Origin of the sequence: Kitasatospora sp. NPDC002551 (assembly GCF_040296005.1) — a bacterium.
Classification (GTDB): Bacteria; Actinomycetota; Actinomycetes; order Streptomycetales; family Streptomycetaceae; genus Kitasatospora.
The window spans coordinates 1-25591 of record NZ_JBEOWI010000053.1 but is presented as its reverse complement, the minus strand read 5'-3'; the positions used below and the strand labels follow the sequence as shown (position 1 = coordinate 25591).

Here is a 25591-nt window from a genome sequence, read left to right as displayed (position 1 = left end):
ACGGCCTTCGGGTGGACGTCCGGGAGGGGTGGTGGAAGCAGCGCCGGGTGGCGTGGCGCGCGGGCCGAAATCCCGTGAACATCCGGTTTATGCGCAATTTCCGCCCGGCCCGCAGAGGCCGTCCCGCCGTCGTCGTGCCCGCCGTCCTGCTCGCGGTGTGCGCCTCCGTTCTGCCGGCGGGCCCGGCCGCCGCCGAGTCCGGCTCCTTACCCGCCGCCGCCCCGCCGCGGACCGGGCCGCGGACCTCGGCTGGCGGCGGCTCCGTCACCTCGCTCCCGTTGACCGCCCGGCCGGCCGCCGGGCGCGCACTCGCGCCGCGCACCACCGGGCGGTTCGAACTGCTCGGGGTCACCTGGGACGGCCCGGCGCACGCCCTCGCCGAAGGCACCGTCCGGGTCCGCACCCGGGACGCGGCCACCGGGGCCTGGCGCGACTGGCAGCGGCTGGACGCCGACGCCGAGGACGGCCCGGACACCCGCGACACCCCGGACGGCGCCGGCACCCGGGCCGGGGGTACCGGCGGGCCCCGGCGGAGCGGCACCGCCCCGCTGTGGACCGGCCCGAGCGACGGCGTCGCCGTCGAGGTGACCGCCGGCCCGGCCGGTCCGCCGCCCGGTCTGCGGGTCGAGCTGGTCGACCCGGGCCGCGGCGCCGAGTCCTCCGCCCCCCGGACCAGGCCCGCCGAACCGGCGGGCGGCGGCCGCCGCACGGGCCACCAGGCCCCGCGCCCCGAGATCGTCACCCGGGCCGGCTGGGGCGCCGACGAGTCCATCCGGGAGTCCGGCTTCGCCTACACCGGCCAGGTCCGCGCGGTCTTCGTCCACCACACCGCCACCGCCACCGGGTACGCGTGCTCCGACGCGCCCCGGCTGATCCGGGCGATCTACCAGTACCACGTGCAGAGCAACGGCTGGCGGGACATCGGCTACAACTTCCTGGTCGACCGCTGCGGCACCGTCTACGAGGGCCGGGCCGGCGGCACCGACCTGCCGGTGCACGGCGCGCACACGCTCGGCTTCAACACCGACTCGGCGGGCGTCGCGGCGATCGGCACCTTCGTCGAGGACGTGCCCCCGCCGGAGCTGCTGACCGGCGTCACCAGGGTCGCCGCCTGGAAGCTCGGCCTCACCGGCCGGGACGCCTCGGGCAGCGTGCAACTGGTCTCCGGCTCCAGCAGCAGCCTCTACCCGGCGGGCACCACCGTCTCCTTCGACGCCGTCTCCGGCCACCGCGACGCCTTCAACACCGAGTGTCCGGGCGCCGCGCTCTACCCGATGCTGCCCGGGATCCGCACCGAGGCGGCCCGCCTCCAGGGCCGCGCCGAGACCGCCGTCCCGTAGTCGCTCCGGTCCCGCGGCCACTCCGCTCCCGTGGTCACCCCGGCCCCGGCCCGCGTGCGATCAGCTCCCGGAGCTCGGCCGTCAGCGCGCGGGCGAGGTCGGGCCGCAGGTCGTACCGGGCCGGGGTGGTCTGCAGCAGCGCGATCCGCCAGCCCGCGCCCGCGTCGACCGCGATCACCGTCTGCACCGCGTTCAGCGCCGGGTCCAGGTCCTGCGCGTCGTCCGGCACCAGACCGGCGACCGCGTCCAGCTGCGCCACCCCGGGGCCGATCGCCCGCACCCGCCGCACCTTGGCGACGTACTCGGGCGTCGCGTGGTCGGTGAAGATCCGCCCGACCTCGGCGGCCATCACCGAGCGGCCGCTGTGCCTGGTCCCGTCGAAGCCGATCACCTCGCCGTCCGGCGCGAACGGCCCGGCGAAGGCCGAGCCGTCCCGCAGGTTCCAGCCCTCCAGCACCCGGTGGTAGAGGGCGCGCACGGCACTCTCGTCACCTGGGGACAACCCCGCCACCCGCGTATCGTTCATATCCCCATGGTCGGCGGACAGCGCAGGAGGTGCACGGCGGTGAGCGGGAGCACGCGCAGGGGCGCGTACACGGGCCTGCCCGCCCCCAGGGCCACCGCTTCCGGCGGCTCGACCGGTCCCGCGGCCGTGCGCCACTGGCGGCCCGGCTTCCCGCTGGACGTCGCCCGCACCCTGCTCCCGCTGCGCCACGGACCGGGGGACCCGGCGTACCGGACCACCGCCGACGGCGCCGTCTGGCGCGCCTCCCGCACCCCGGCGGGCGTCGGCACGCTACGGGTGCTCACCCGCCCCGCCGAGGGTGTCGTCGAGGCGGACGCCTGGGGCCCGGGCGCCCAGTGGCTGCTCGACCGGCTGCCCGAGCTGCTCGGCGCCGGGGACGACCCGGCCGCCCTGGTCCTGCCGCCCGGCCCGCTGCGCGAGGCCCAGCGCCGGGTGGCCGACGTGCGGCTGGCCAGCACCGGCCTGGTCATGGAGTCCCTGGTACCGGCGATCCTGGAGCAGAAGGTCACCATCGGCGAGGCCCACCGCGCCTGGCGCGTCCTGCTGCGCGCCTTCGGCACCCCGGCGCCCGGTCCGGTCGAGGGCCTGCGGGCGGCGCCCTCGGCCCGCGAGTGGTCCCTGGTGCCGAGCTGGGAGTGGCACCGCGCGGGCGTGGACCCGAAGCGCTCGGCGACGGTGCAGCGCGCCGTCCGGCTGGCACCCCGCCTGGAGGAGGCCTCCGCGATGGACCACGAGGCGTCCTTCGCCCGCCTCACCGCCGTCCCGGGCATCGGCGTCTGGACGGCCGCCGAGACCCTCCAGCGCAGCAACGGCGACGCCGACGCCGTCTCGGTCGGCGACTTCCACCTGCCCAACACCGTCGGCTGGGCGCTGGCCGGCCGCGTCCGCAGCGACGACGCCGAGATGCTGGCCCTCCTGGAGCCCTACCGCCCCCACCGCCACCGCCTGTGCCGCCTCATCCTCGCCACCGGCACCCACGCCCCCCGCTTCGGCCCCCGCCTCACCCCCAACGACCACCGCCACCGCTAAGCCCCACGGTCGGGTGAACCCTCCGCCAAGAGGGAGTACCACGGTGCAGTGCTCGGCGGAGGCTGGTCGCATGGAAGCAACCACGCGGGAACCGAACCAGCAGACGGCCAAGGAGATTGGAGCCGTCGAGCGCGGCGAGACCGTCACCGTCACCGAGGACGGCCGTCACGTGGCCACCACCGACGACATGCCGAGCTTCGGCGGCGGGGGCGGGCGCATCCTGGCCGATCTCGGCCCGCACACGGAAGGGTTCGGCCGGTGACGCCGGTCGCGGTCGCGGTCGCGGTCGCGGTCGTGGGCGACGCCGGCGCCCTGCTCGCCGCCTACGCACGGGACGAGCCCGGCCACGGCGCCTGCGCGATCGGCCGGTCCGAGGTCCCCGAGGTCGGCTCGCACCTCGGGGCCGCGCGGATCGTCATGCGTCGCTACCCGGACCTGGGGATCGGTCCGACGGACGCGATCAACGTCGCGCTCGCCGCCGAGTTCCGCACCGATGCCGTGCTGACCGTCGACCGGAGGCACTTCCGGGCGATCCGGCCGCTCACCGACCGCGATGCCTTCCGGCCGCTGCCGGACGGCCTCGACGGCTGATCCCTGACGCCGGGGCGGCTAGCGGACCTCGATGAAGGCGTCGGCGGGGCGGTCGGGGCGGGTGCGCGGGGGTTCGGCGGGGCGGCCCACGGCGACGGCGCCCATCGGGTCCCAGTGGGCGGGGAGGCCGAGGGCGCTGCGCACGGTGTCGCGGCAGAACATGGTGGACGAGACCCAGGCCGAGCCGTAGCCCTCGCCGGCCAGGGTGACCAGGAGGTTCTGCACGGCGGCGCCGATCGCGACGGTGAACATCTCCCGTTCGGCGGTGGCGCGGCGCTCGTCGGGGTAGTCGTGCGAACCGTCCATCACCAGGCACGGCACCACCAGGTACGGGGCGGCCCGCAGGACGTCGCCGCGGGCGGTCCGGCGGGCGATCTTCTCCTCGTCCCAGCCGTCGAGCTCGGCGAGGTCGCGGCGCCAGGCGGCGAGCATCGCGTCCAGCAGCCCGGTCCGCACCTCGGGGGTCTCCAGCAGGACGAACCGCCACGGTGTGGTGTGGTGCGGCGCGGGCGCGGTGGCCGCGGCGGCGACCGCGCGCCGGACGGCGCCCGGGTCGACCGGCTCGGCGGTGAACGCGCGGATGGTGCGCCGCTGGGTGACGGCCTGCCGGATCGCCTCGGAGGTGCCGAGCCGGAACATGTCGTCGGCGGCGGGCCTGAGCAGCGGCCGGACGCCCTCGCCGTCCTCGGTGGTGACCAGGTGGCCGAGGCCGCGGACCACGGCGACCGGGGTGCCGGTGGCCTTGCCCTTCACCAGGTCGCCGGCGCCGGCGAGCTCGTCGGCGGTGGCGGTGACGGTCTGGAACAGCTCGTTGCCGTGCGAGTCGGAGCGCCCCCGGTGGTCGTCCAGGACGGCCAGGCCGGCGGCGCCGATGGCGACATCGGTGAGGCCGTTGCGCCAGGGCCGGCCGAAGGTGTCGGTGACGACGACGGCGAGCCGGCGCCCGGTGAGCTGCCGGAGCCGGGCGCGCAGCGCGCGGGCGGAGGCGTCCGGGTCCTCGGGCAGCAGCAGGACGGTGCCGGGCGCGGTGTTCGAGGCGTCCACCCCGGCGGCGGCCATGACCAGGCCGTTGCGGTTCTCGACGATCCGGATCGGGCCGCGCCGGGCGACCAGCCGGACGGTCTCGGCGTCGATCGCGGCCTCCCGGTCGGCAGCGTGCAGCAGCCGGCCCTCGGCCTTGCTGACCACCTTGGAGGTGACCAGCAGGATGTCGCCGTCCTCGTAGTCGGCGGCCTTGGCGATCAGGGCGGCGAGGTCGCTGTCGGCGTCGATCTCGGGCAGCCCGGGGACCGGGAGGATCCGCAGGCTCACCGGCGCACCTGCTCGGCGAGCGCCAGCGCGGCCCGGGCCATCTCGGCGGTGGCGGCGACGTCGGTCATCAGCAGCGGCACGGCCCGGCAGGCGATCCCGCCGGCCTCGACGGCGGCCACGGCCGCCTCGTCCGCGGTGTCCACCAGCCACCCGTCCATGAGCTCGGAGCCGTAGTTCAGCGCGACCGCCTCGGCGGTGGCCTCGACGCCGACGGCGGCGAGCACCTTGTCCGCCATGCCCCGCACGGGCGCGCCGCCGATGATCGGGGAGAGCCCGACCACCGGCGCGGGCGCGGCGGCGACGGCGGCCCGGATGCCCGGCACGGCGAGGATGGTGCCGATCGAGACGACCGGGTTGGACGGCGGGAAGAGGATGACGTCGGCGGCGGCGATGGCCTCCAGCACGCCGGGCGCCGGCTTGGCGGTGTCCGCGCCGATCGGCACGATCGCCTCGGCGTCGACGGCGGCGTGCAGCTTGACCCAGTACTCCTGGAAGTGGATCGCCCGGGTGCCCTGGTCGTCGGTGATCCGCACATGGGTCTCGACCCGGTCGTCGCTCATCGGCAGCAGCCGCACCCCGGGCCGCCACCGCACGCAGAGCGCCTCGGTGACCTGGCTGAGGGTGTAGCCGGCGGTGAGCATCTGGCTGCGCACGAGGTGGGTGGCGAAGTCGCGGTCGCCGAGCCCGAACCACTCGGGCCCGACGCCGTACTCCTTCATCTCGGCCTTGATGGACCAGGTCTCGTCGGTCCGGCCCCAGCCCTGCTCCTCGTGGATGCCGCCGCCGAGGGTGTACATGACGGTGTCGAGGTCGGGGCAGACCTTCAGCCCGTAGAGGTGGATGTCGTCACCGGTGTTGCCGATGACGGTGATCTCGTCCTCGGGACCGAGGGCCTCCCGGAGTCCGCGCAGGAAACGCGCTCCGCCGATCCCGCCTGCCAGTGCCACGATGCGCATGCGCCCATCCTGCCACGCGCCGACGGGTCGTCAGCCCGGCCCTTGACAACCGCGCCCCCCGGGGCGGCGGACCTCGGCGCGCCCTCAGCGCGCCTCGGCCTCGGCCCCGGTCCCGACCCCGGCGGACGCCTGCGGGTGCTGCTCGGGGACGGCCGTGCCGCCGTACTGGTTCATCTCGGTCAGGCCGGGGCTGTACAGGTGGATGGAGACGGCCGGCTCCAGCGAGCCGTTGACCACCTCGTGCAGGTAGCCGGCGGAGAACACCCGCTGACCGCCGGGGCGCAGCGTCCGCGCGCCCTCTCCGGCGTGGGTGAGGGAGCGCTCGACCAGCTCGCCCCGCACGACGCTCATCACGCCGGAGGAGGCGCCGTGGTCGTGGAAGCCGCTGCTCTGGCCGGGCAGCCAGCTGAGCAGCCAGACCTCGTAGCCCGGGCCGGTCTCCAGCCGGGCGTACCAGCGGGTGAGCGCGTCGTAGCGGACCAGCGGCTCCCAGCGGGCCCGGTCGGCGGCGATCTCGCGCACCAGCCGGGAGTGGTCGGCGACGGTGACGGGGTGCCCGGGCAGGTCGGTGCGGGCCAGGTGCGGGAAGGCCAGCGGGTCGCCGGCGATGGAGACGTCGCTGAGGCCGTCGGCCCACGGGTGGTCGCCGGGGCGGGTGGCCGGGGCGGGGGCGCCGGGGCGGGTGGCGGCCCGGAGGCCGACGGGGGTCGCCGGAGGCTGGGGGAGGGTGAGCTTGCTGCGGTCGCGGTTCCGCTTGCGGATGCGGATCATTCGCACGGGAGTCGTCCTCGGAAGGGCTGGGGCGTCAGGGGATCAGCCGGATCCGGGATGTCCTGGGGCGGGAATCGCGGGCGGCCTCTGTGCTTCCTGGGCGGCGCGCGGCGGGACGGCGGGCGCCTAGATACAGCGGCAGGAACAGAGGCGACAACAGGAGTTCACGGCACGGCGGAGGGCGGAACCACTCCGGGGGCTGGCGAACTCTGACATAGGGGCAAGGACACCGCATCCAGGGGGGCGGTGTCAACTCGGGGAGAGCGGACATTCGGGCCGGATGGGTCATGAACTACCCGATGGGGTGATAAATCACCCTCTATGTTTCGATGGGAAGATCGCCGGGAAGGGAGGCCGATGACCGGCCTGTGGCGGTGACTGCGCGTCACCCGGCCCCCGGTTGCGAAGGGTTCACCGGCCTTCGAGGGCAAACGGGCGTGAGGTCCGATGTGTCCGGTTATGTACACTATTCGTAACGGCTTGGTGCCGGGGAGTGAATCCTGGCCCCAATACCAGAGCTCGGCTTGACTGGGCCAGAGTGACGCAACTGTAATTTCACTCGTGTCGTCGGCCGCACGAGGCAACGGCAACCACGGGGACGCCAATAGGGGCAGAGGAGGCGCGCCACATGAGCGAGCTCTTTGAGCTGTTGATCGGTGACGGCATCGAGGAGGAAGAGGAACTCGGCTGGCAGGAGCGCGCGCTGTGCGCCCAGACCGACCCGGAGTCCTTCTTCCCCGAGAAGGGCGGCTCCACGCGCGAGGCCAAGAAGGTCTGCCTCGCCTGCGAGGTCCGCTCCGAGTGCCTGGAGTACGCCCTGGCCAATGACGAGCGCTTCGGCATCTGGGGCGGCCTCTCCGAGCGCGAGCGCCGCCGGCTCAAGAAGAGCGCGGTCTGACCGGGGTGGACGCGTCCCCCGGATCCCCGGACCCCGGATCCTCGAAGCACCGGCCCGCACGGACGACCTGCGGCCAAGCGCCTCACCACTCGTGGTGAGGCGCTTTCGCGTTCCCGGACGGGCGGCCAGGACGGACGCCGTGGACGGAGCCGCCATCAGGAGCCGTTAGTGTGGTGCGCCATCCGGTTGCCGTTCACCGGCTGTGTCCACCGAGAACTGGGGCCCGCGCACTCGATGACCGTCTACAGCCACCAGAGCGGCTTCTCCTCCAGCAGGCCGCCCGCCTACGCCCGCCACCTGGTCACCGCCGTGATCGTCTCGCACGACGGCGCCCGCTGGCTGCCCCGGGCCCTCGCCGGCCTGCTCGGCCAGGACCGCCAGGTCCAGCGCGTCCTCGCCGTCGACACCGGCTCCACCGACGAGTCCCCGCGCCTGCTCGCCGAGACCCTCGCCGACTGGCTCCCGGAGAGCGGCCCGATCGTCCTCGGCCGCCGGGCCGGCTTCGGCACCGCCGTCGGCGAGGCCGTCTTCAACAGCCCCCCGCTGCGCCCCGAGGACCTGCCCTACCGGCTCGACCCCTCCGGCTACGACCCGGTCACCGGCGGCTGGGACGACTTCGGCGACCCGCTCGGCGAGGAGGACGACCTCGGCCGCGGCGGCCCCCGGGAGACCCGGCCCGTCGAGTGGCTCTGGCTGCTGCACGACGACTGCGAGCCGCAGACCGACGCGCTGCGCCGGCTGCTCCAGGTCGCCGACTCCACCCCCAGCGCCGCCGTCGTCGGCCCCAAGCTGCGCAGCTGGTACGACCGCCGGCAGCTGCTGGAGGTCGGCGTCAGCATCGCCCGCTCCGGCCGCCGCTGGACCGGTCTCGACCGGCGCGAGCAGGACCAGGGCCAGCACGACCAGGTCCGCCCGGTGCTCGCCGTCTCCACCGCCGGCATGCTGGTGCGCCGCGACGTCTTCGAGGAGCTCGGCGGCTTCGACAAGGCGCTGCCGCTGATGCGCGACGACACCGACTTCTGCTGGCGGGTCAACGCCGCCGGCCACCGCGTCGTGGTCGCCCCGGACGCCGTGCTGCGGCACGCCGAGGCCGCCAGCCGCGAGCGCCGCGCCATCGACTGCGGCCCCGCCCACCCGCACCGGGTGGACAAGGCCGGCGCCGTCTACACCCTGCTCGCCAACTCCAAGGGCGCGCTGTTCCCCTACGTCCTGCTGCGGCTGGTGCTCGGCACCCTGCTGCGGGTGGTCGCCAACCTGCTCGGCAAGGACCCCAAGCAGGCCTTCGACGAACTCGCCGGCCTCGGCCACGAACTCGTCCGGCTGCCCCGGCTGATGGCCGCCCGCAAACGCCGCTCCCGCAGCCGCTCCGCCGACGCCCTGGACGACCGCACGCTCTTCCCCGCGCCCGGCGCCACCGCCCGGCTGGCCGTCGAGGGAGCCATCGGCTCGCTCGGCATAGGGGGCGGCGACGACGCCGGCTCCGGCCGCCACGGCACCGCCGAGGCCGGCGGCGACGAGGACGCCGAGGACCTGGTCGTCGAGCAGTTCGCGCTGGTCAAGAAGCTCGCCCGGCGCCCCGCACCGGTGCTGTTCGCCGCCCTGCTGGTGTTCGCCCTGGTCGCCTGCCGCGGCCTGTTCGGCGCCGACGCCCTGTTCGGCGGCGCCCTGCTGCCCGCCACCGACGGCGCGGCCGGGCTCTGGTCGATGTACGCCGACGCCTGGCACCCCGTCGGCACCGGCTCCACCGCCGCCGCCCCGCCCTACCTCGCGGTGCTGTCGATCCTCTCCTGGATGCTGTTCGACCACGCCGACCTCGCGGTCACCCTGCTGGTCGTCCTCACCGTCCCGCTCTCCGCCGTCAGCGCCTACCTGGTCTCCCGGCCGCTGATCGACTCCAAGCTGGTCCGCGCCTGGGCCAGCGCCACCTACGCGCTGCTGCCCGCCGCCACCGGCGCGCTCGCCCAGGGCCGGATCGGCACCGCCGTGCTGGCCGTGCTGCTGCCGCCGCTGGCCCGCGCCGCCGCGATCACCGCCGGCCTCGGCATCCGGGACGAGAGCGCCGCCAAGGGCGCCCGCCCCGGCTGGCGCTCCGCCTGGATGACCGTCCTGCTGCTCACCCTGGCCACCGCCTTCGTGCCGCTGGTCTGGGCGCTGGCCGTCCCGCTCTGCCTGGCCATGCTGGTCATCGCGGTGGTCCGCGGCGGCGCCTTCGGCTCCGGCGTCACCGCGCTGCGCCTGCTCGGCCTGCGCGTCCTGGTGATCCTCGCGGTGCCGGTCGGCGTGCTGGCGCCGTGGTCGCTCCAGGTGCTCGCGGACCCGCAGCTGCTGCTGCTGGAGGCGGGCCTGCCCGGCCTGCACGGCGCCGGGCCCACCGCCACCGGGCTGCTCCTGGTCAACCCGGGCGGCGCCGGGGTGCCGCCGGTCTGGCTCTCCGCCGGCGTGGTGCTCGCCGCGCTGGCCGCCCTGCTGCGCGCCGACCGCCGCCGCGCGGTGCTCGCCGCCTGGGGCGCCGCCGGTGCCGGACTGCTGTTCGCCGTCGCGGTGGCCGGCACCTCGGTCACCCCGGCCTCCGGCGGCCCGGCCGTCCCCGCGTGGTCCGGCCCCGCCACCCTGCTGGCCGGCGTCGCCCTGCTGGCCGCCGCCGCGATCGGCGCCGACGGCGCCAACGCCCGCGTGGCCGGCATCGCCTTCGGCTGGCGCCAGCCGGTCGCCGCCCTGGTGGTGGCGGCCGCCGTGCTCGCCCCGCTGGGCACCGGCCTCTGGTGGGCCGTCACCGGCGCCGACGGTCCGCTGCACCGCGGCCGCGGCGCTCAGGTGCCCGCGTTCATCGCCGAGCAGGCCGGCACCACCGACCGCTCCCGCACCCTCGTCGTCACCGGCGACCCGAAGGGCGGCTCGGTCGGCTACACCGTGGTCCGCGGCGCCGGCCTGACGCTCGGCCAGGCCGAGTCCACCGTCGACCCCGCCACCGGCACCACGGCCGGCCTGGACAAGACGGTCGGCAGCCTGCTGGCCGGCTCCGGCGCCGACCAGGCGGGCGCGCTCTCCCGCTACGGCATCGCCTACGTGCTGGTCGACCAGCCGCTGATCGGCACCTTCAAGGACGTCCTGGACACCACCCCCGGCCTGGTCAAGGCCAACCAGGACGGCGGCGCCGCGCTCTGGCAGGTCGACGGGACCCCGGCCACCCGCGCGCTGATCACCGCCCCGGGCGCCGTCCCCGTGGTCGTCCCGGCCGGCGAGCGCGACCTCGACACCACCGTGCCGGCCGGCCCCGAGGGCCGGGTGCTGCGGCTGGCCGAGTCCGCCGCCCCGGAGTGGAAGGCCACCCTGGACGGCACCGCCCTGGAGCCGGTCACCGTCGACGGCTGGGCACAGGGCTTCAAGCTCCCGGCGGGCGGCGGCAAGCTGGCCGTCACCCGGGAGGGCGGCCTGCTGCACACCGGCTGGATCTGGGCCCAGCTGCTGCTCGGCCTGACCGTCCTGGTGCTGGCCCTGCCCGGCCGGCGCAACCACAACGACGACGACCTGCCCGAGGACGTGGTCGAGGCCGCCGCGCTGGCCGCCGCCGCCCAGGCGCAGGCCCCGGCCCCCGGCAGCCGCCGGGCCCGCCGGATGGCCGAGCGCGGCGAGGGCGCCGAGGGCCCGGTCCCGGACACCGACGAGCCGGACGCCGGGGTGTACGAGGGCCGGCCGGGCGCGATCCCGGCGCAGTCGGCCGCCGAGCCGGTGGCCGGGGCGGTCCAGGCGGCCGCCGCCGCGCAGGAGGCCGAGCCGTACGCCGACCCGTACCAGACGTACCAGCAGGCCGACCCGTACAGCTACGACCCCTACGCCGCCCAGCAGCCGGTCGGCGCGCCGTACGGCGGCCAGGGCTACGGCGGTCAGGACGGCTACCAGCAGCAGGGCTACCCGGCGTACCCGGCGGAGCAGCAGTACGGCTACGACCCCTACCAGCAGCCCGGCCAGCAGGCCGCCCAGCCCGGCCAGCAGCCCTGGGTGCCCGGCCAGCAGCAGGGCGAGCCCTACTACGACCAGCCGGACCCCAACGAGCCGCACGACCCGAACGCCCCGCACGGCCCGGGCCGGTACCCGCACCACGGATCGGGGAGCTGACCCGCGATGAAGAAGCCCGCCTTCAGGAAGAAGTCCACCGCCCCGGAGACCGCCCCCGCGGCCGCGCCCGCCGGGGCCGGCGACGGCGCCCCCGCCCCGCGGGGCTCCGGCGCGGCGAAGACCACCCAGTCGCTGCTGGCCGCGGCCGTGGTGCTCGCGGCGGTGTTCGGCATCGCCGAGCTCCGCCCGCCGGCCACCCCGGCCGCCACCGACCGGGCCACCGCCACCACGGCGCAGGTCGAGCGCAGCACCGCGGTCTGCCCGCAGCCGATCCAGGGCCTCACCGGCTCCACCACCCTCACCGCGTACACCCCGCCGGGCGCCGGCGAGGGCGCCAGCGGGGTCGGCTGGCTCTCCGACGCGGCCGCGCCCGCCGCCGCGCCGGCCACCGCGGCCCCGAGCGCCGCGCCGGCCGCCACCGGCGGCGCGCCCGCGGCTCCCACCGCGGCGCCCGCCGCCGACAAGGACACCGCGCCCTCCGACGCCCGGCTCACCCTGGCCAAGCCCGGCACCCCGGTGTCCGCCCCCGCCGCCAACGGCGACACCGCGCCCGGCACCGGGGCCGTCGCCACCGGCGCGCTCGCCCCCGGCTTCACCGTCACCCAGACCACCACCGTCACCGAACAGCGCGGCCTCGGCCTGTCCGGGATCACCTGCACGCCGTCCGGCACCGGTTTCTGGTTCGTCGGCGCCTCCACCGCCGAGGGCCGCAACGACTACATCAGCCTGGTCAACACGGAGGCCAGCGCCGCCGTGGTCGACCTCAAGCTCTACGGCGACAAGGGCCTGATCGAGAACGACGCCGCCAACGGCATCACCATCGCCCCCGGCAGCTCGCAGTCGGTGCTGCTGCCCACCCTCAGCAAGGGCCAGGTCGCCGATCTCGCCGTGCACGTGGTCGCCCGCACCGGCCGGGTCGGCGCCGCCCTGCACGCCGCCGACGGCAACAAGGGCGCCGACTGGGTGCCCGCCTCCGCCGACCCGGCGCCCGTCCAGGTGATGCCCGGCCTGCCCGCCGACACCGCGGCCGCCCGCCTGGTCGTCTGGGCCCCGCCGGAGGACGACGCCGACCTGAAGATCGAGCTCTCCGGCAAGAACGGCTGGTTCACCCCGGCCGGCAACGAGTCCATCCACGTCAAGGCCGGCATGGTGGCCGCCGTCGACCTCGGCAAGGTGACCCGCGACGAGGTCGCCGGCCTGCGGGTGTCGCCCAGCGACGACAAGCACCCCACCCCGGTGGTGGCCGGCCTGCGGATCGACCGCGCGGCCAACGGCAAGTCCGACGCCGCCTGGCTGGCCGGCACCGTGCCGGTCGGCGCCCGCGCCACCGTCGCCGACAACCGGGGCGGCGGCGCGTCCACGCTCTTCCTCACCTCCACCGGCGAGGCCGCCACCGTCAAGGTCACCGCCTCGGCCGGCACCGGCGGCGGCACCCCCGCCACCCAGGAGGTGCAGCTGCCGGCCGGCGGCACCGTCGCCCTCCCGGCGCCCGAGCCGGCCGGACTGAACGGCAGCTACGCGCTGACCGTGGAGACCGTCTCCGGCGGCCCGGTCGCGGCCGCCCGGATGCTCGCGATCACCACCAAGGACGTGCCGATGTTCACGGTCCAGGCGCTGCGCGACGACCGCTCCAGCGTCAGGGTCCCGCAGGCCTCCCAGGACCCGGGCGTGGTCCTGCGCTGAGCACCGACCGAGGAGGGGCCGCACCCGGGCACGGGTGCGGCCCCTCCGGCGTTCCGGCGCCGTTCCCGGCTCAGTCCTCGTCGTACCGTGGGTCGATGGCGTCGGGGGAGAGCCCCAGCAGCTCCGCCACCTGCTCGATCAGGATCTCGTGCACCAGCGCCGCGCGGTCCTCCCGCGACTTCGCCCGGATCTCCACCGGCCGCCGGTACACCACGATCTGGCTCTTGCGGCCCTTGCGGCCCGGCGAGACCCGGCCCAGGGGCACCCCGCCGTCCGGATCGGTGCCGTCCGGCTCGTGCAGCGGCACCTCCTGGACGGCGAACTCCACCTCGATCAGCTGCGGCCAGCGCCGCTCCAGCCGTTCCACCGACTCGCGGACGTAGTCGTCGAACAACTCGGAGCGGGTGAGCGAGATCGGGACCTGCGGCGGCGCCAGCGGGCCGCGCAGGCCCCGGCCGTGCCGGTCACGGTGCCGCGGGCGGCGCGAGGGACCCGTCGATGACTGCGGTGCGGAGCTGTCCATATCACTGCCGAGAGTAGTCCTTGGACGCCCGGAAGTGGACCACCCCCGCACCTGTTCGCCCGGGGCGAGCGGAGCACCGCGACGGCGCGCGCACGACGACACGGCACACCCTCCGGACAGGCGGTCTTCGCTCCCCGGCGGGGAGTGCTGTACCGTCCACCCTCGTGAGCTCTGTACGTCGTTGTTCGCGGACCGCGTGCGGCCGTCCGGCCGTCGCGACGCTGACGTACGTCTACGCGGACTCCACCGCCGTCCTCGGGCCGCTCGCCACCTACGCCGAGCCGCACTGCTACGACCTGTGCGCCGAGCACGCCGAGCGCCTCACCGCTCCGCGCGGCTGGGAGGTGGTCCGGCTCGCCGCCGAGGCCGGACCGCTGCGCCGCAGCAGCGACGACCTGGAGGCGCTGGCCAACGCCGTCCGCGAGGCCGCCCGCCCGCAGACCCCCCGTCAGGGCCGGGCCCCCGAGGGAGAGTCCACCGAGGGCGGCCGACGCGGTCACCTCCGGGTGCTCCGCTCGCCCGACAACTGACCCGCCGCCGGGCCCGCTCCCGTCCGCGCCCCGCGCGTGCCCGCCCCGCCCGTGGCCGCGCCACCGGTCCCGCCCCCGCACGAACCGTTCCGCCCGCCCGGGTACGCTGCCCCCCTACCGGGAACCGGCCGCCGCCGTGCCCGGACGTATGTGACCACGGGGCGACCAGCCCGCCGGCCAGGCCGCCGGCGCGTTCGCCGACCAGACAAGAACCAGGGTGGAGCCGCAGTGCGCGACCTCAAGCAGCTCGTGAAGGCGTACGACGTACGGGGCGTCGTCCCGGACCAGTGGGACGAGAGCCTCGCCCGGGCCTTCGGCGCCGCGTTCGTCCAGGTCACCGGCGCGACCGCGATCGTGGTCGGCCACGACATGCGCCCCTCCTCCCCGTCGCTGAGCCTGGCCTTCGCCGAGGGCGCGGCCGGCTACGGCGCCGACGTCGTGCAGATCGGCCTCTGCTCGACCGACCAGCTGTACTACGCCAGCGGCGCGTTCGACCTGCCCGGCGCGATGTTCACCGCCAGCCACAACCCGGCCCAGTACAACGGCATCAAGCTCTGCCGGGCCGGCGCCGCCCCGGTCGGCCAGGACACCGGCCTCGCCGAGATCCGCGAGCTGGTCGAGTCCTGGACCGGCGAGGACGACACCGTCACCGTCCCGGCGCGCGACGTGAAGCCCGGCACCCTCTCCGAGCGGGAGACCCTGCGCGGCTACGCCGACCACCTGCTCGGCCTGGTCGACCTCACCGCCATCCGCCCGCTCAAGGTCGTCGTCGACGCCGGCAACGGCATGGGCGGCCACACCGTGCCCACCGTCTTCGACGGCCTGCCGATCGAGCTCGTCCCGATGTACTTCGAGCTGGACGGCACCTTCCCCAACCACGAGGCCAACCCGCTCGACCCGAAGAACCTGGTCGACCTGCAGGCCGGGGTCCGCGAGGTCGGCGCCGACCTCGGCCTCGCCTTCGACGGTGACGCCGACCGCTGCTTCGTCGTCGACGAGCGCGGCGAGCCGGTCTCCCCGTCGGCCATCACCGCGCTGGTCGCCGCCCGCGAGATCGCCCGCGCCAAGGCCGCCGGCGAGGCCGAGCCGACCGTCATCCACAACCTGATCACCTCCTGGACCGTCCCCGAGGTGGTCCGCGAGCTCGGCGGCAACCCCGTGCGCACCCGCGTCGGCCACTCCTTCATCAAGCAGGAGATGGCCGTCACCGACGCCGTCTTCGGCGGCGAGCACTCCGCGCACTACTACTTCCGCGACTTCTGGCGTGCCGACACCGGCATGCTCGCCGCGCTGCACGTGCTGGCCGCCCTCGGAGGGCAGCCGGGCACCCTCTCCGCGCTCACCGCCGAGTACGACCGGTACGCGGCCTCCGGCGAGATCAACAGCACCGTCGCCGACCAGGCCGACCGCACCGCCGCCGTCCGCGCCGCCTTCGCCGTCGAGGGCACCACCGTCGACGAGCTGGACGGCCTCACCGTGGCCGGGCCGGACTGGTGGTTCAACCTGCGCGCCTCCAACACCGAGCCGCTGCTGCGCCTGAACGTCGAGGCCAAGGACCCGGCGAGGATGGCCGAACTGCGCGACGGCGTGCTGGCCGTCGTCCGCGCCTGACGTACGGCCCCGGTGCCCCGGCCGGTAGGGTTTCCTCTCGGCCGGGGCACCGCCGTGCCGTCCCGCCGCAACCCCCGCACCGAGACCGGAGACCGAACGCCATGAAGCTCGAATCCTTCCTGCTGGAGATCCTGGTCTGCCCGCAGTGCCGGGCCGCGCTCACCGAGGGCGGAACCGAGGAGCAGCCCGAGCTGGTCTGCACCGGCGAGGGCTGCGGTCTGGTCTACCCGGTGCGCGACGGCATTCCGGTCCTGCTGGTGGACGAGGCCCGCCGCCCGGCCTGATCCTGGACGGGGCGGCTTCGCCCCGACCGGGTACCGCCCGGGGCCGGCCGCCCCGCGTCCGCCGTCCTCAGCGCCCAGCCAGCCGGAGGCCCGCCGCATGCTCGACGACACCCTGCTCGACGACCCGGCCGCCCTCCAGCGCGCCGACCACGACCGCGCGCTGCTCGCCCTCGCCGGCTCCGGCGCCCGGGTCCGCACCGCCCTGCGGCTCGCCGACGCCGCCGGCCTGGACCGGCTGCGCCCCGACGGCCGCCCGCGCGCCGTTCTGGTCGCCGGGCACGGCAGCGCGCTGACCGCCGGGGAGATGCTGGCCGCCCTGGCCGGCACCGCGAGCCTGGTAGTCCCGCTGCCGCCCACCGATGCCGCGCCCGTCCCGCGCCCCGACCGGGCCACCGCCCCGGCCGTCTTCACCGCAGGCCTGGCCTGGCAGCTGCCCGGCTGGGCGGGCCCGCTCGACCTGCTGGTGATCAGCTCCGCCGGCGGCGGCGAGCGGGGCCTGGTCGCGCTCGCCGAGCAGGCCTACGCGCGCGGCTGCGCGATCGTCGTCACCGCGCCCGAGGGCAGCCCGCTCGCCGAGGCCGCGCTGCAGGTACGGGCGCTGCCGCTGCCCTTCGTGCCGTCCGCCGTCGAGGCCGCCGAGCCCGGTGGCCCCGGCCCCGCGGCCGGCCGCGGCGCCGAGCCGGACCTGCCCGCCGAGGACCCGGCCGCGCTCTGGGCCCACCTCGCGCCGCTGCTCGCGCTCACCCAGAAGCTCGGCGTCACCCAGCTGGCCTACGACGCGCTGCCGCTCACCGCCGACCTGCTGGACGCCACCGCCGTCCGCTGCCGGCCGGACGCCGCCGCGTACACCAACCCGGCCAAGGGGCTGGCCGCCCGGCTGGCCGGGACCGTCCCGCTGCTCTGGGCCGAGGGCCCGGTGGCCGGTGCCGCGGCCGTCCGGTTCGCCGGCCAGCTCGCCGACCGGGCCGGCCGCCCCGCCCTGGCGGGCCTGCTGCCGCAGGCGCTCACCGCGCACCGCGGCATGTTCACCGGCCAGCTGGGCGCGGGCGCCGACCCCGACGACTTCTTCCGCGACCGGGTCGAGGAGCCGGATCCGCTGCACCTCCAGGTGCTGCTGCTGCGGCACGTTCCGGAGGGCGAGGGCGAGGGCGAGGGCGCCGGAGCGTCCGGCGCCGGGGCCTCGGGGTCGTCCGGGTTCGACACGCCGGGGGAGGCGGACGGCGGTCCCACCGAGGTGCCGGCCGACGACGCGGGCCCGCGCAGCTTCGGCGCCGCCCGGGCGTACCGGCTCGCCACCGCCCACGACGTCCGGCTCACCGAGTACGCCAGCCACCGCTCCGACCCGCTGCACGCGCTGGCCGACCTGGTGGCGCTCACCGACTTCGCCGCCGTCTACCTGGGCCTCGCCGTCGCGCAGTCCTGAGCCGACGCCGGGCGGCCCGGTACCGTATGCGGTCGACGACGACCGGCAGACCGGGCGTCCGGCACGGGCCGCGCGGACGGCCCCCGACGGAGGGACCTTCCGGGCATGAGCACCGAAGGCGGTACCAAGGCGCTGGTCGCGGCGCTGACCGCGAACCTGGGCATCGCGGTGAGCAAATTCGTGGCCTTCGCGTTCTCCGGCTCCTCCTCGATGCTCGCCGAGGGCGTCCACTCGCTGGCCGACTCGGGCAACCAGGTGCTGCTGCTGGTCGGCGGCAAGCGGGCGCAGCGGGCCGCCACCCCCGAGCACCCGTTCGGCTACGGGCGCGAGCGGTACATCTACGCGTTCCTGGTGTCGATCGTGCTGTTCAGCGTCGGTGGCATGTTCGCGGTCTACGAGGGCTACGAGAAGATCGCCCACCCGCACGAGCTGGACAACTGGTACTGGCCGGTGGGCGTGCTGGTGTTCGCCATCGCACTGGAGAGCTGGTCCTTCTTCACCGCGTTCCGCGAGGCCGCCAAAGACAAGGGGACGCACGGCTGGACGTCGTACATCCGCCGGGCCAAGGCACCCGAGCTGCCGGTCGTGCTGCTGGAGGACACCGGAGCGCTGATCGGCCTGGTGCTGGCGCTGTTCGGCGTGGGCCTGACCGTGATCACCGGGGACGGCGTCTGGGACGGCATCGGCACGCTCTGCATCGGCCTGCTGCTGATCGCCATCGCGTTCGTGCTGGCGATCGAGACCAGGTCGCTGCTGCTCGGCGAGTCGGCCCACCCCGAGGTGGTGGGCCGGATCCGTGACGCGCTGGTCGACCACGACTCGGTCGACCGGGTCATCCACATGCGCACCCTGCACCTCGGCCCCGAGGAGCTGCTGGTCGCTGCCAAGATCGCCGTCCCGGCCGACTCGACGGCCGCCGAGGTCGCCGAGGCCATCGACGCCGCCGAGGCCCGGGTGCGGCGGGCGGTGCCGATCGCACGGGCGATCTACCTGGAGCCGGACATCTACAGCGCCGAGAAGGAGGCGGCGGGCGACGACCCGTACGCGACGCCCGGCGGGCCGGTCCCCGGCGGCGCGCACTGAGGTGCGCGGGCGCCCCGGGCGGGAGGCCGGGCGGGAGGCCGAAAAAGGCCGTAGCGGGCCGCCGTCCGGGGCCGTCGGTGTAGATTCGTCCCCAGAGCCAGAACGTCGCTGCTGATGGCGGTCGATCGGCGGCCCGCCCCCGCGGGGGTGCGCGCCGGTCGAGGGAGAGAGGTCCTCCGACGGTTTGTGCCGAGCAACAGGGCATCCGTGCCGCGCCGGTTCGACCGTGCCGCGGGCCGGGCGCCCTGGCGTCGCCGCACACCCGTGCGGCCCGCCGTGTTGTGACGCACCTCAGGACCTCGGACACGCCCCACCCCCGTCAGCGAGGAGCAGACGCATGTCGACCGACATCACCGGTGACTTCAAGGTCGCCGACCTTTCCCTGGCCCCGTTCGGCCGCAAGGAGATCCAGCTCGCCGAGCACGAGATGCCCGGCCTGATGGCGATCCGCGCCGAGTACGCCGAGTCGAAGCCGCTGGCCGGCGCCCGGATCACCGGCTCGCTGCACATGACCGTGCAGACCGCCGTCCTCATCGAGACCCTCACCGCCCTCGGCGCCGAGGTCCGCTGGTGCTCCTGCAACATCTTCTCCACCCAGGACCACGCCGCCGCGGCCATCGCCGTCGGCCCGGAGGGCACCCCGGAGAACCCGCAGGGCGTGCCGGTCTTCGCCTGGAAGGGCGAGACCCTGGACGAGTACTGGTGGTGCACCGAGCAGGCGCTGACCTGGCCGGACGGCAAGACCCCGAACATGATCCTGGACGACGGCGGTGACGCCACCCTGCTGATCCACAAGGGCGTCGAGTTCGAGAAGGCCGGTGCCGCGCCGGACCCGTCCACCGCCGACAACGACGAGTTCCGCATCATCCTGGAGCTGCTCAACCGCACGCTCGTCGAGACCCCGAACAAGTGGACCGAGGTCGCCGCCACCATCAAGGGCGTCACCGAGGAGACCACCACCGGTGTCCACCGCCTGTACGAGATGCACCGCGACGGCAAGCTGCTGTTCCCGGCGATCAACGTCAACGACTCGGTCACCAAGTCGAAGTTCGACAACAAGTACGGCTGCCGCCACTCGCTGATCGACGGCATCAACCGCGCCACCGACGTCCTGATCGGCGGCAAGGTCGCGGTCGTCTGCGGCTACGGCGACGTCGGCAAGGGCTGCGCCGAGTCGCTGCGCGGCCAGGGCGCCCGGGTCATCGTCACCGAGATCGACCCGATCTGCGCGCTGCAGGCCGCGATGGACGGCTACCAGGTCGCCACCCTGGAGGACGTCGTCGAGACCGCCGACATCTTCATCACCACCACCGGCAACAAGGACATCATCCTGGCCTCCCACATGGCGCGGATGAAGCACCAGGCCATCGTCGGCAACATCGGCCACTTCGACAACGAGATCGACATCGCCGGCCTCGCGAAGCTCCCGGGCGTCGTGAAGACCGAGGTCAAGCCGCAGGTCCACGAGTGGCGCAAGGACGACGGCCGCACCATCATCGTGCTGTCCGAGGGCCGCCTGCTCAACCTGGGCAACGCGACCGGCCACCCGTCCTTCGTGATGTCCAACTCCTTCGCCAACCAGACGATCGCCCAGATCGAGCTGTTCACGAAGACCGCGCAGTACCCGATCGGTGTCTACGTCCTGCCGAAGCACCTGGACGAGAAGGTCGCCCGCCTGCACCTCGACGCGCTGGGCGTGAAGCTGACCACCCTGACCCAGGAGCAGGCCGACTACATCGGCGTTCCGGTCGAGGGCCCGTACAAGCCGGAGCAGTACCGCTACTGATGCGGTGACGCTCGACGAGACATCCCGGTGGCCGACGCCCCCTCCCCTGTGGAGGGCGTCGGCCACCGGCGGTTTCCGGGGCGGGATCAGCGCACGACGTCGCGGGTCCAGCCGGCCGGGTCGGTGCCGAGCGGCGTGACCCGGTCCAGCCAGCCCTGGAGCCCGCCGACCGCGGCGAACGGCTCGTCGCCCTGGCTGGACATCGCGCACACGTGCAGCCCCCGCTCGGTCTTGCAGGCGCGCGGGACCTCCTCCTCGCCGGAGGTCAACGGCCGGCGCTTGTACGCCGGGTCGGGTTCGGCGTCGGGGCGGGCGATGACCGCGATGTAGCCGTTCCCCAGCTTGTAGCTCACCGAGGCCTCCCAGGCGTAGCCCATGGTGGAGTCGACGCCGATGTTGAACGCGCCGCCGTCCGGGACGGCGTCCGCGGGCACGTCCCGCAGGGTGAACGGCATGGCCGCGGCCTGCGGGCCGGTCCGCACGCCCGCGGCGATCCTGGACAGCAGCTCGGCCACCGGATCGGCGTCCATGTAGGCCGCGGTCAGCTCGGCCCAGCGCCCGTCGGGCAGCCGGAACACCAGGATGCGCTGGCCGCCCAGGCCGGTCGGCGTGTCCGGCCCGATGCCGCGCCAGTACGCCGGCTGCCCGTTCACCGGCGCGGTGTCGATCAGGTGCCATTCGACGTTCGGCACCGCCCCCGCGGCCGGCGGCTGCTCACTGGCGCCGTAGACGCTCAGGAAGATGAGCTTGCGGTTCGGGTTGTCCGGGCTGACACGCGCGCCGATGGCTTTGATGCTCAGCTTCCACGGTGCGGTGGTCGGTCCCGAGTTGTACGCGTACTGGTCGAAGCCGGTGGGCAGCCAGCCGAACGTCGTGTCCACCACCATCGGGGTGCGGCCGGTGTCGGGCCCGAAGCGGGGGAGGGCGGGCTCCGCGCCGGCGAGGCCCGTGGCGGCGGCGTCCGGCGGGCGAGGGTCCCCGAACGGCAGGGCGGCGGCGACCACCGAGGCGCCGAGGACCACCGCCGCCACCGCGCCGAGCACCCCGGCCCGGCGGCGGCGCAGCCGGGAACGGCCGGCGCGGATCGCCCACCCGGTGTCCAGCCGACTCGCGGGCGCGGGGGAGTCGGCGAGCGCGGTGAGCCCGGCGACCAGGTGGTGCTCCTCCCGGTCGGTGACGGGGGCGGAGTCGTGGGTGCGGTCGGTCATGACGCGGCTCCTTCTGCCGGGACCGGGATGCGGAGCTCGCGCAGCTCGCGGAACTCCTCCCGGACCTGCCACTGGTCGAGGGACCGGCGCAGCGCGTCGAGGCCCCTGGAGGACTGGCTCTTGACGTTGCCCGTGGAGCACTCCAGCGCGGCGGCGGTCTGCTCGACCGTCAGGTCGCAGTAGTAGCGGAGGACCACGGTGGCCCGTTGCCGGGGCGGCAGCGCGGCCAGCGCCCGGCGGAGGTCGACCGAGGCGTCCACGTCCAGCGCGGCGACGGCCTTCTCCGGAACCGTCTCGGTGCCGCGGCGGGCGGTCCACCGCCACCACGGGGAGCGCTGCTCGGCCAGGAAGGTGTTGAGCAGGACGGTCCGGGCGTAGCCGTCCATGTTCTCCACCCCGGAGAGCCGGCCCCAGCGGACGTACAGCTTGGTGACGGCCTCCTGGACGAGGTCGTCCGCGCGGTGCCAGTCGCCGCAGAGCAGGTAGGCCACCTTGCGGAGCCACGGCGCCCGAGCCGCGACGAACTCCGTGAACTCGGCGTCGCGGTTCTGATTCGCCATGGATGAACGCTCCCCCTCTCGGTGGCGCCGCGGGCGCGGCGTCCACCTCCCTGATGCGTCCCGCGCGCGGGAGGTTGCATGGCTTCTCGATCTCGACGGGACGGCCCGGCGCGGCGCGGACGTAGGCTTTCGGGCATGCCCAACGGCCGGTACTCGCTCCACGACACCCACGACCACGTCCTGCTCGGCGAGGAGCGGTTCAGCTGCGCGCCCGGCCCGGTCGGCTGGCGGTACGTCTCCAAGACGTACGCGCCGGACGGCCGCGTCCTCGGCACCGTGGACCTCACCCTGGACTCGCGCGCCCGGCCGCTGCGGATGGAGCTGCGGGCCGGCGGCTGGCAGGTGCGCGGCGGCGCCGTCGACGGGGTGGCCTGGGTGCGGGCCGACGCGGCTGACCCGGCCGGCGAGCAGGCGGCGGAGGGGCACGACCGGGCCCACGGCTTCACCGGGCGCTCGCCCGGTTTCCTGGTCGCCACCGCGCGGCTGCTGCGGCTGCGGGAGGGGGCGAGCGCGCGGGTGCGGCTGGTCGCGTTCACCGAGCCGGTGCTCGCGCCGCGCACCTTCGACCAGGGCTGGCTGCTGGAGGGGGTCGACACGCACGCGACGGACGAGGGGCCGCTGGTCGTCGAGCGCTATCAGGTCGCGGACCTGGAGACGGGCGAGCAGCAGGTGGTGCACCTGGCGGGGGACGTGGTGCTGGCGGCGGGCGGGGTCGAGCTGGAGGAACTGGAGTCACCGCCGAACCCCTGGCCTGCCGAGTTCGGCTACGGCGAGGGCCTCGGCGGCTGACGGGCGCCGGGGCGGGCTCGGGCGGGCGGGCTCAGGCGGGCGGGGCGAAGCCGCCGCCGGAGGCCGGGGGCGTCGGCGGAGCCGGGGGAGCGGCCGGGGCGGCCGGGGTGCTCGGCGGGGCGGGCGCCCAGCTCTGCTGCTGGGCCTGCGCCTGGGCCTGCTGCTGGGCATGCTGGAACGCGTAGCCCTGCGCCCGGCTCCACTCGCGCCGCTGCCGCTCGGTCAGCACCGCGCCCAGGTACGCCGCCGGGTGCACCCCGTACGGCACCGGGTGGCCGGTGCGGGCCACCAGGTCGTCCGCGAGCCGGGCGGACATCTGGTGCGCGACGGCCTGGTCCAGCTCGCCGATCCGCCCGAGGAACTGCCGGACGGCCAGCCAGAGCGGCTCCGGCACGGCCGAGAGGTCCAGCGCGACCAGTTCGCCGCCGATCGCCTGGAGCAGCTGCGGGTTCACCGGCGGCAGCGCGATCGCCGCACCGCCCCCGCCGGGCACCCGCTCGCGGACGACCAGCGTCCCCGCGAAGACGTCGCCCAGCCGCTTGCCGTCCGAGGACACCACCGAGCAGACCACGGCCGGCACGCCGAACAGGACGATGATCTCCAGGAAGCCGACCAGCCCGCGCACCAGCGCGTGCCGGAACCGCACCGGCCCGCCGTCGCTGCGCACCACCCGGAGCCCGAGCGCGGCCTTCCCCAGCGAACGCCCCCGGGTCAGGGTCTCGATCATGACCGGCAGCGCCACCAGGAAGAAGACGGTCAGCCCGATCTCCACCGCGGCGACCGCCGCGCCGTCCAGGTCCACCAGAGTCAGGCTCAGTACCAGGGTCGTGGCCAGCAGCCCGGCGATCTGCACGGTGAGGTCCAGTGCGATCGCGAGCCCCCGGCTCGGAAGCTTCGCCGCGCGCAGGCCGAGGACGACCGCCTCGCCCGTCACCAGGTCGCTCAAGACACCCGTCCGTTCCCGTGGAGGTACGCGGTTCGTGGGCGGGGAATCCGGTGGATCGGCCCCCACGATCCCGTGATCTGCTGCCGTCAACATACGGGGCCGCGGAGCCCGCCGGGAAGGGAGGTCCCGGCGGCCGCTTCGCCGCCCGGCCCTGGCATGCTGGGCCCACCTGTCCGCACCGCCCGACCTCGCGCCCCGCGCCGATCATGGAGCCGCCGCATGGACCTGGACGTCTTCGTCGCCACCCACCAGGGGGAGTGGGCCCGGCTGGACGCCCTCGCCAGGAAGCGGCGCCCGACCGGCGAGGAGGCCGACGAACTCGTCGCCCTGTACCAGCGCGCCACCGGGCATCTGGCCAAGGTCCAGGCCGCCGCGCCCGATCCGACCCTCGAAGGCCGGCTCACCAGTCTGGTCTCGCGCGCCCGTGACGCGGTCACCGGCAGCCGGACCAGTGGCTGGCGGGACGTCGCGCGCTACTACACGGTGAGCTTCCCCGCCGCGCTCTACCGCTCGCGCCGCTGGTGGATCCCGGTGGCGGTGCTCTCGCTGCTCGCCACCGCGCTGGTCGCCTGGTGGGTGGCTGGCCACCCCGAGGTCCGCAACAGCCTGGCCGCGCCCGACGAGCTCCGCGAGATGACGAGGCCGGGCGGCGCGTACGAGACCTACTACTCCGACCGCCCGGCGAGTTCCTTCGCCGCCCAGGTCTGGACGAACAACGCCTGGATCGCCGTGCAGTGCCTGCTCTACGGGGTGGTGCTCGGCCTGCCGGTGCTGTGGGTGCTGTGGAGCAACGTCCTCAACCTCGGCCTCGGCGTCGGGCTGATGGCGTCCGCCGGCCGGCTCGACGTCTTCCTCGGGCTGCTCATCCCGCACGGGCTGCTGGAGCTGACCGCCGTCTTCGTTGCCGGCGGCCTGGGACTGCGCCTCGGCTGGACGATCATCGATCCCGGCCCGCGGCCCCGCGCCACCGCGCTCGCCGAACAGGGGCGCTCGATCATCGGCATGGGAATCGGTCTGGCCACGGTGCTGGCGCTGTCGGGCGTCCTGGAGGCGTTCGTGACCCCGTCCGGTCTGCCGACCTGGGCCCGCATCACGATCGGCGCGCTCGCCGAGGTCGCGTTCCTGCTCTACGCGCTGGTGTTGGGCCGAAAGGCCGCCGCGGCCGGCGAAACCGGCGACATGGACGCGGCCGACCGGGCGGACCTGCAGCCGGTCGCGGCCTGAGCCGATGTGATCAACAGGCCCCTGACCTGCTACTCTTCTCGCATCCCGGCTAAACCATTGACGTGGTAAGGGTGGGCTAGTAGGTTTGAACGGTTGGGACCGGCTGGACAGCAGCTGGGCTCAGGCGTTAGTGTCTACGACACCGCCGAGTCGAGGCGAGTGTGCTTCATCGAATGCACGCCCTCTCCGACAAGGTAAATCCCGGAACTGAGCACACCGAAAGCTTTGATAAGCTTCGGAGCGAAGTCGAAGGAAATCCCTCCAGCGGGAATTCAGAGAAACGAAAGCCGGTCAAACCGGCCGCGAGGATCTGATAAGCTGGAAACACGAAAGAACGAAGCGCCCGGAGGGCCGGTGTGAAAGCCGCCTGATGGAAGCGTCCGTTCCTTGAGAACTCAACAGC

At 75.0% G+C, this 25591-nt stretch carries 23 protein-coding genes; 15 read left to right on the top strand and 8 right to left on the bottom strand.

What is annotated here, in order from left to right; all coding sequences use genetic code 11:
• The first annotated feature begins 89 nt into the window (after positions 1–89).
• Entirely contained in the window at positions 90–1340 is a 1251-nt protein-coding gene (locus tag ABT093_RS32395) for an N-acetylmuramoyl-L-alanine amidase (protein ID WP_350570449.1), read from the top strand.
• A 34-nt stretch (positions 1341–1374) separates the two neighbouring features.
• Here the strand turns inward: ABT093_RS32395 and ABT093_RS32390 are convergent, their stop codons facing one another.
• Positions 1375–1818 (bottom strand): SgcJ/EcaC family oxidoreductase, encoded by a 444-nt coding sequence (locus ABT093_RS32390; protein ID WP_350570448.1) that lies wholly within the window; start codon positions 1816–1818, stop codon positions 1375–1377.
• Positions 1819–1872: 54 nt separating this feature from the next.
• On the opposite strand from ABT093_RS32390, the gene ABT093_RS32385 reads away from it, so the two are divergent.
• The 3 genes from ABT093_RS32385 (at position 1873) to ABT093_RS32375 (ending at position 3486) form a co-directional block, all read left to right on the top strand.
• Entirely contained in the window at positions 1873–2895 is a 1023-nt protein-coding gene (locus ABT093_RS32385; protein ID WP_502884371.1) for a DNA-3-methyladenine glycosylase family protein, read from the top strand.
• A 70-nt stretch (positions 2896–2965) separates the two neighbouring features.
• Positions 2966–3157 carry a hypothetical protein gene (locus ABT093_RS32380; protein ID WP_350570446.1) on the top strand — a complete coding sequence of 64 codons (192 nt, stop codon included), beginning with the start codon at positions 2966–2968 and terminating at the stop codon, positions 3155–3157.
• Positions 3154–3486 (top strand): PIN domain-containing protein, encoded by a 333-nt coding sequence (locus ABT093_RS32375; RefSeq protein WP_350570444.1) that lies wholly within the window; start codon positions 3154–3156, stop codon positions 3484–3486. Before ABT093_RS32380 ends, ABT093_RS32375 begins: the two co-directional genes overlap by 4 nt.
• Before the next feature lie 18 nt (positions 3487–3504).
• Here ABT093_RS32375 and ABT093_RS32370 read toward each other — a convergent pair whose 3' ends face one another.
• The 3 genes from ABT093_RS32370 to ABT093_RS32360 all read right to left on the bottom strand — a co-directional run bounded on the left by ABT093_RS32370 (position 3505) and on the right by ABT093_RS32360 (position 6362).
• A complete protein-coding gene (locus tag ABT093_RS32370) occupies positions 3505–4797 on the bottom strand; it encodes a coenzyme F420-0:L-glutamate ligase (RefSeq protein ID WP_350570442.1) in 1293 nt (430 codons plus the stop codon).
• Positions 4794–5753, bottom strand: coding sequence for a 2-phospho-L-lactate transferase (gene cofD / locus ABT093_RS32365; protein ID WP_350570441.1), 960 nt, complete (start codon positions 5751–5753; stop codon positions 4794–4796). The genes ABT093_RS32370 and cofD overlap by 4 nt, the downstream gene beginning before the upstream one ends.
• An 84-nt stretch (positions 5754–5837) precedes the next feature.
• On the bottom strand, positions 5838–6362 hold the full coding sequence (locus ABT093_RS32360; RefSeq protein ID WP_350570503.1) for a cysteine dioxygenase: 525 nt from the start codon (positions 6360–6362) through the stop codon (positions 5838–5840).
• 790 nt (positions 6363–7152) lie between these two features.
• Between ABT093_RS32360 and ABT093_RS32355 the strand changes: the two genes are divergently transcribed.
• From ABT093_RS32355 to ABT093_RS32345, 3 genes are all read left to right on the top strand, one after another.
• Entirely contained in the window at positions 7153–7422 is a 270-nt protein-coding gene (locus tag ABT093_RS32355; RefSeq protein ID WP_030310813.1) for a WhiB family transcriptional regulator, read from the top strand.
• Between the two features lie 168 nt (positions 7423–7590).
• Positions 7591–11538: a glycosyltransferase gene (locus ABT093_RS32350; protein ID WP_350570440.1), complete on the top strand. Its 3948-nt coding sequence runs from the start codon at positions 7591–7593 to the stop codon at positions 11536–11538.
• 6 nt (positions 11539–11544) lie between these two features.
• Entirely contained in the window at positions 11545–13221 is a 1677-nt protein-coding gene (locus ABT093_RS32345) for a DUF5719 family protein (protein ID WP_350570438.1), read from the top strand.
• A 70-nt stretch (positions 13222–13291) separates the two neighbouring features.
• Here ABT093_RS32345 and ABT093_RS32340 read toward each other — a convergent pair whose 3' ends face one another.
• Positions 13292–13744 carry a metallopeptidase family protein gene (locus ABT093_RS32340; protein WP_350570436.1) on the bottom strand — a complete coding sequence of 151 codons (453 nt, stop codon included), beginning with the start codon at positions 13742–13744 and terminating at the stop codon, positions 13292–13294.
• A gap of 164 nt (positions 13745–13908) precedes the next feature.
• Between ABT093_RS32340 and ABT093_RS32335 the strand changes: the two genes are divergently transcribed.
• The 6 genes from ABT093_RS32335 to ahcY all read left to right on the top strand — a co-directional run bounded on the left by ABT093_RS32335 (position 13909) and on the right by ahcY (position 20461).
• Complete coding sequence (locus ABT093_RS32335; RefSeq protein ID WP_280686050.1) at positions 13909–14274, top strand: DUF3499 domain-containing protein; 366 nt, start codon at positions 13909–13911, stop codon at positions 14272–14274.
• 228 nt (positions 14275–14502) lie between these two features.
• Positions 14503–15885 carry a phosphomannomutase/phosphoglucomutase gene (locus ABT093_RS32330; protein ID WP_350570434.1) on the top strand — a complete coding sequence of 461 codons (1383 nt, stop codon included), beginning with the start codon at positions 14503–14505 and terminating at the stop codon, positions 15883–15885.
• 101 nt (positions 15886–15986) lie between these two features.
• The gene (locus tag ABT093_RS32325; RefSeq protein ID WP_344321698.1) at positions 15987–16169 is read left to right on the top strand and encodes a Trm112 family protein; all 183 of its coding nucleotides are present in this window, start codon (positions 15987–15989) and stop codon (positions 16167–16169) included.
• 97 nt (positions 16170–16266) lie between these two features.
• The gene (locus ABT093_RS32320; RefSeq protein WP_350570432.1) at positions 16267–17592 is read left to right on the top strand and encodes an SIS domain-containing protein; all 1326 of its coding nucleotides are present in this window, start codon (positions 16267–16269) and stop codon (positions 17590–17592) included.
• Positions 17593–17697: 105 nt separating this feature from the next.
• Positions 17698–18675, top strand: coding sequence for a cation diffusion facilitator family transporter (locus tag ABT093_RS32315; RefSeq protein WP_350570430.1), 978 nt, complete (start codon positions 17698–17700; stop codon positions 18673–18675).
• Between the two features lie 337 nt (positions 18676–19012).
• Positions 19013–20461 carry an adenosylhomocysteinase gene (gene ahcY, locus ABT093_RS32310; protein ID WP_350570429.1) on the top strand — a complete coding sequence of 483 codons (1449 nt, stop codon included), beginning with the start codon at positions 19013–19015 and terminating at the stop codon, positions 20459–20461.
• Positions 20462–20547: 86 nt separating this feature from the next.
• Here the strand turns inward: ahcY and ABT093_RS32305 are convergent, their stop codons facing one another.
• Both ABT093_RS32305 and ABT093_RS32300 read right to left on the bottom strand, forming a co-directional pair.
• Positions 20548–21669 carry a hypothetical protein gene (locus ABT093_RS32305; RefSeq protein WP_350570428.1) on the bottom strand — a complete coding sequence of 374 codons (1122 nt, stop codon included), beginning with the start codon at positions 21667–21669 and terminating at the stop codon, positions 20548–20550.
• The gene (locus tag ABT093_RS32300; protein ID WP_350570426.1) at positions 21666–22229 is read right to left on the bottom strand and encodes a SigE family RNA polymerase sigma factor; all 564 of its coding nucleotides are present in this window, start codon (positions 22227–22229) and stop codon (positions 21666–21668) included. Before ABT093_RS32300 ends, ABT093_RS32305 begins: the two co-directional genes overlap by 4 nt.
• Positions 22230–22364: 135 nt before the next feature.
• Between ABT093_RS32300 and ABT093_RS32295 the strand changes: the two genes are divergently transcribed.
• Positions 22365–23018 (top strand): hypothetical protein, encoded by a 654-nt coding sequence (locus ABT093_RS32295; protein ID WP_350570424.1) that lies wholly within the window; start codon positions 22365–22367, stop codon positions 23016–23018.
• A 31-nt stretch (positions 23019–23049) separates the two neighbouring features.
• On the opposite strand, the gene ABT093_RS32290 is transcribed toward ABT093_RS32295, so the two are convergent.
• Positions 23050–23964 (bottom strand): RDD family protein, encoded by a 915-nt coding sequence (locus tag ABT093_RS32290; RefSeq protein WP_350570422.1) that lies wholly within the window; start codon positions 23962–23964, stop codon positions 23050–23052.
• A 219-nt stretch (positions 23965–24183) separates the two neighbouring features.
• On the opposite strand from ABT093_RS32290, the gene ABT093_RS32285 reads away from it, so the two are divergent.
• On the top strand, positions 24184–25188 hold the full coding sequence (locus ABT093_RS32285; protein WP_350570421.1) for a stage II sporulation protein M: 1005 nt from the start codon (positions 24184–24186) through the stop codon (positions 25186–25188).
• The last annotated feature ends 403 nt before the right edge of the window (positions 25189–25591 follow it).

Excerpts from the sequence above, each read along its gene's own strand:
- cofD (WP_350570441.1), bottom strand. The coding sequence starts at position 5,753 with ATGCGCATCGTGGCACTGGCAGGCGGGATCGGCGGAGCGCGTTTCCTG.
- ABT093_RS32380 (WP_350570446.1), top strand. The coding sequence starts at position 2,966 with ATGGAAGCAACCACGCGGGAACCGAACCAGCAGACGGCCAAGGAGATT.
- ABT093_RS32385 (WP_502884371.1), top strand. The coding sequence starts at position 1,873 with ATGGTCGGCGGACAGCGCAGGAGGTGCACGGCGGTGAGCGGGAGCACG.
- ABT093_RS32285 (WP_350570421.1), top strand. The coding sequence starts at position 24,184 with ATGGACCTGGACGTCTTCGTCGCCACCCACCAGGGGGAGTGGGCCCGG.
- ABT093_RS32300 (WP_350570426.1), bottom strand. The coding sequence starts at position 22,229 with ATGGCGAATCAGAACCGCGACGCCGAGTTCACGGAGTTCGTCGCGGCT.
- ABT093_RS32345 (WP_350570438.1), top strand. The coding sequence starts at position 11,545 with ATGAAGAAGCCCGCCTTCAGGAAGAAGTCCACCGCCCCGGAGACCGCC.
- ABT093_RS32355 (WP_030310813.1), top strand. The coding sequence starts at position 7,153 with ATGAGCGAGCTCTTTGAGCTGTTGATCGGTGACGGCATCGAGGAGGAA.
- ABT093_RS32340 (WP_350570436.1), bottom strand. The coding sequence starts at position 13,744 with ATGGACAGCTCCGCACCGCAGTCATCGACGGGTCCCTCGCGCCGCCCG.
- ABT093_RS32325 (WP_344321698.1), top strand. The coding sequence starts at position 15,987 with ATGAAGCTCGAATCCTTCCTGCTGGAGATCCTGGTCTGCCCGCAGTGC.
- ABT093_RS32315 (WP_350570430.1), top strand. The coding sequence starts at position 17,698 with ATGAGCACCGAAGGCGGTACCAAGGCGCTGGTCGCGGCGCTGACCGCG.
- ABT093_RS32305 (WP_350570428.1), bottom strand. The coding sequence starts at position 21,669 with ATGACCGACCGCACCCACGACTCCGCCCCCGTCACCGACCGGGAGGAG.
- ABT093_RS32295 (WP_350570424.1), top strand. The coding sequence starts at position 22,365 with ATGCCCAACGGCCGGTACTCGCTCCACGACACCCACGACCACGTCCTG.
- ABT093_RS32395 (WP_350570449.1), top strand. The coding sequence starts at position 90 with ATGCGCAATTTCCGCCCGGCCCGCAGAGGCCGTCCCGCCGTCGTCGTG.
- ABT093_RS32320 (WP_350570432.1), top strand. The coding sequence starts at position 16,267 with ATGCTCGACGACACCCTGCTCGACGACCCGGCCGCCCTCCAGCGCGCC.
- ahcY (WP_350570429.1), top strand. The coding sequence starts at position 19,013 with ATGTCGACCGACATCACCGGTGACTTCAAGGTCGCCGACCTTTCCCTG.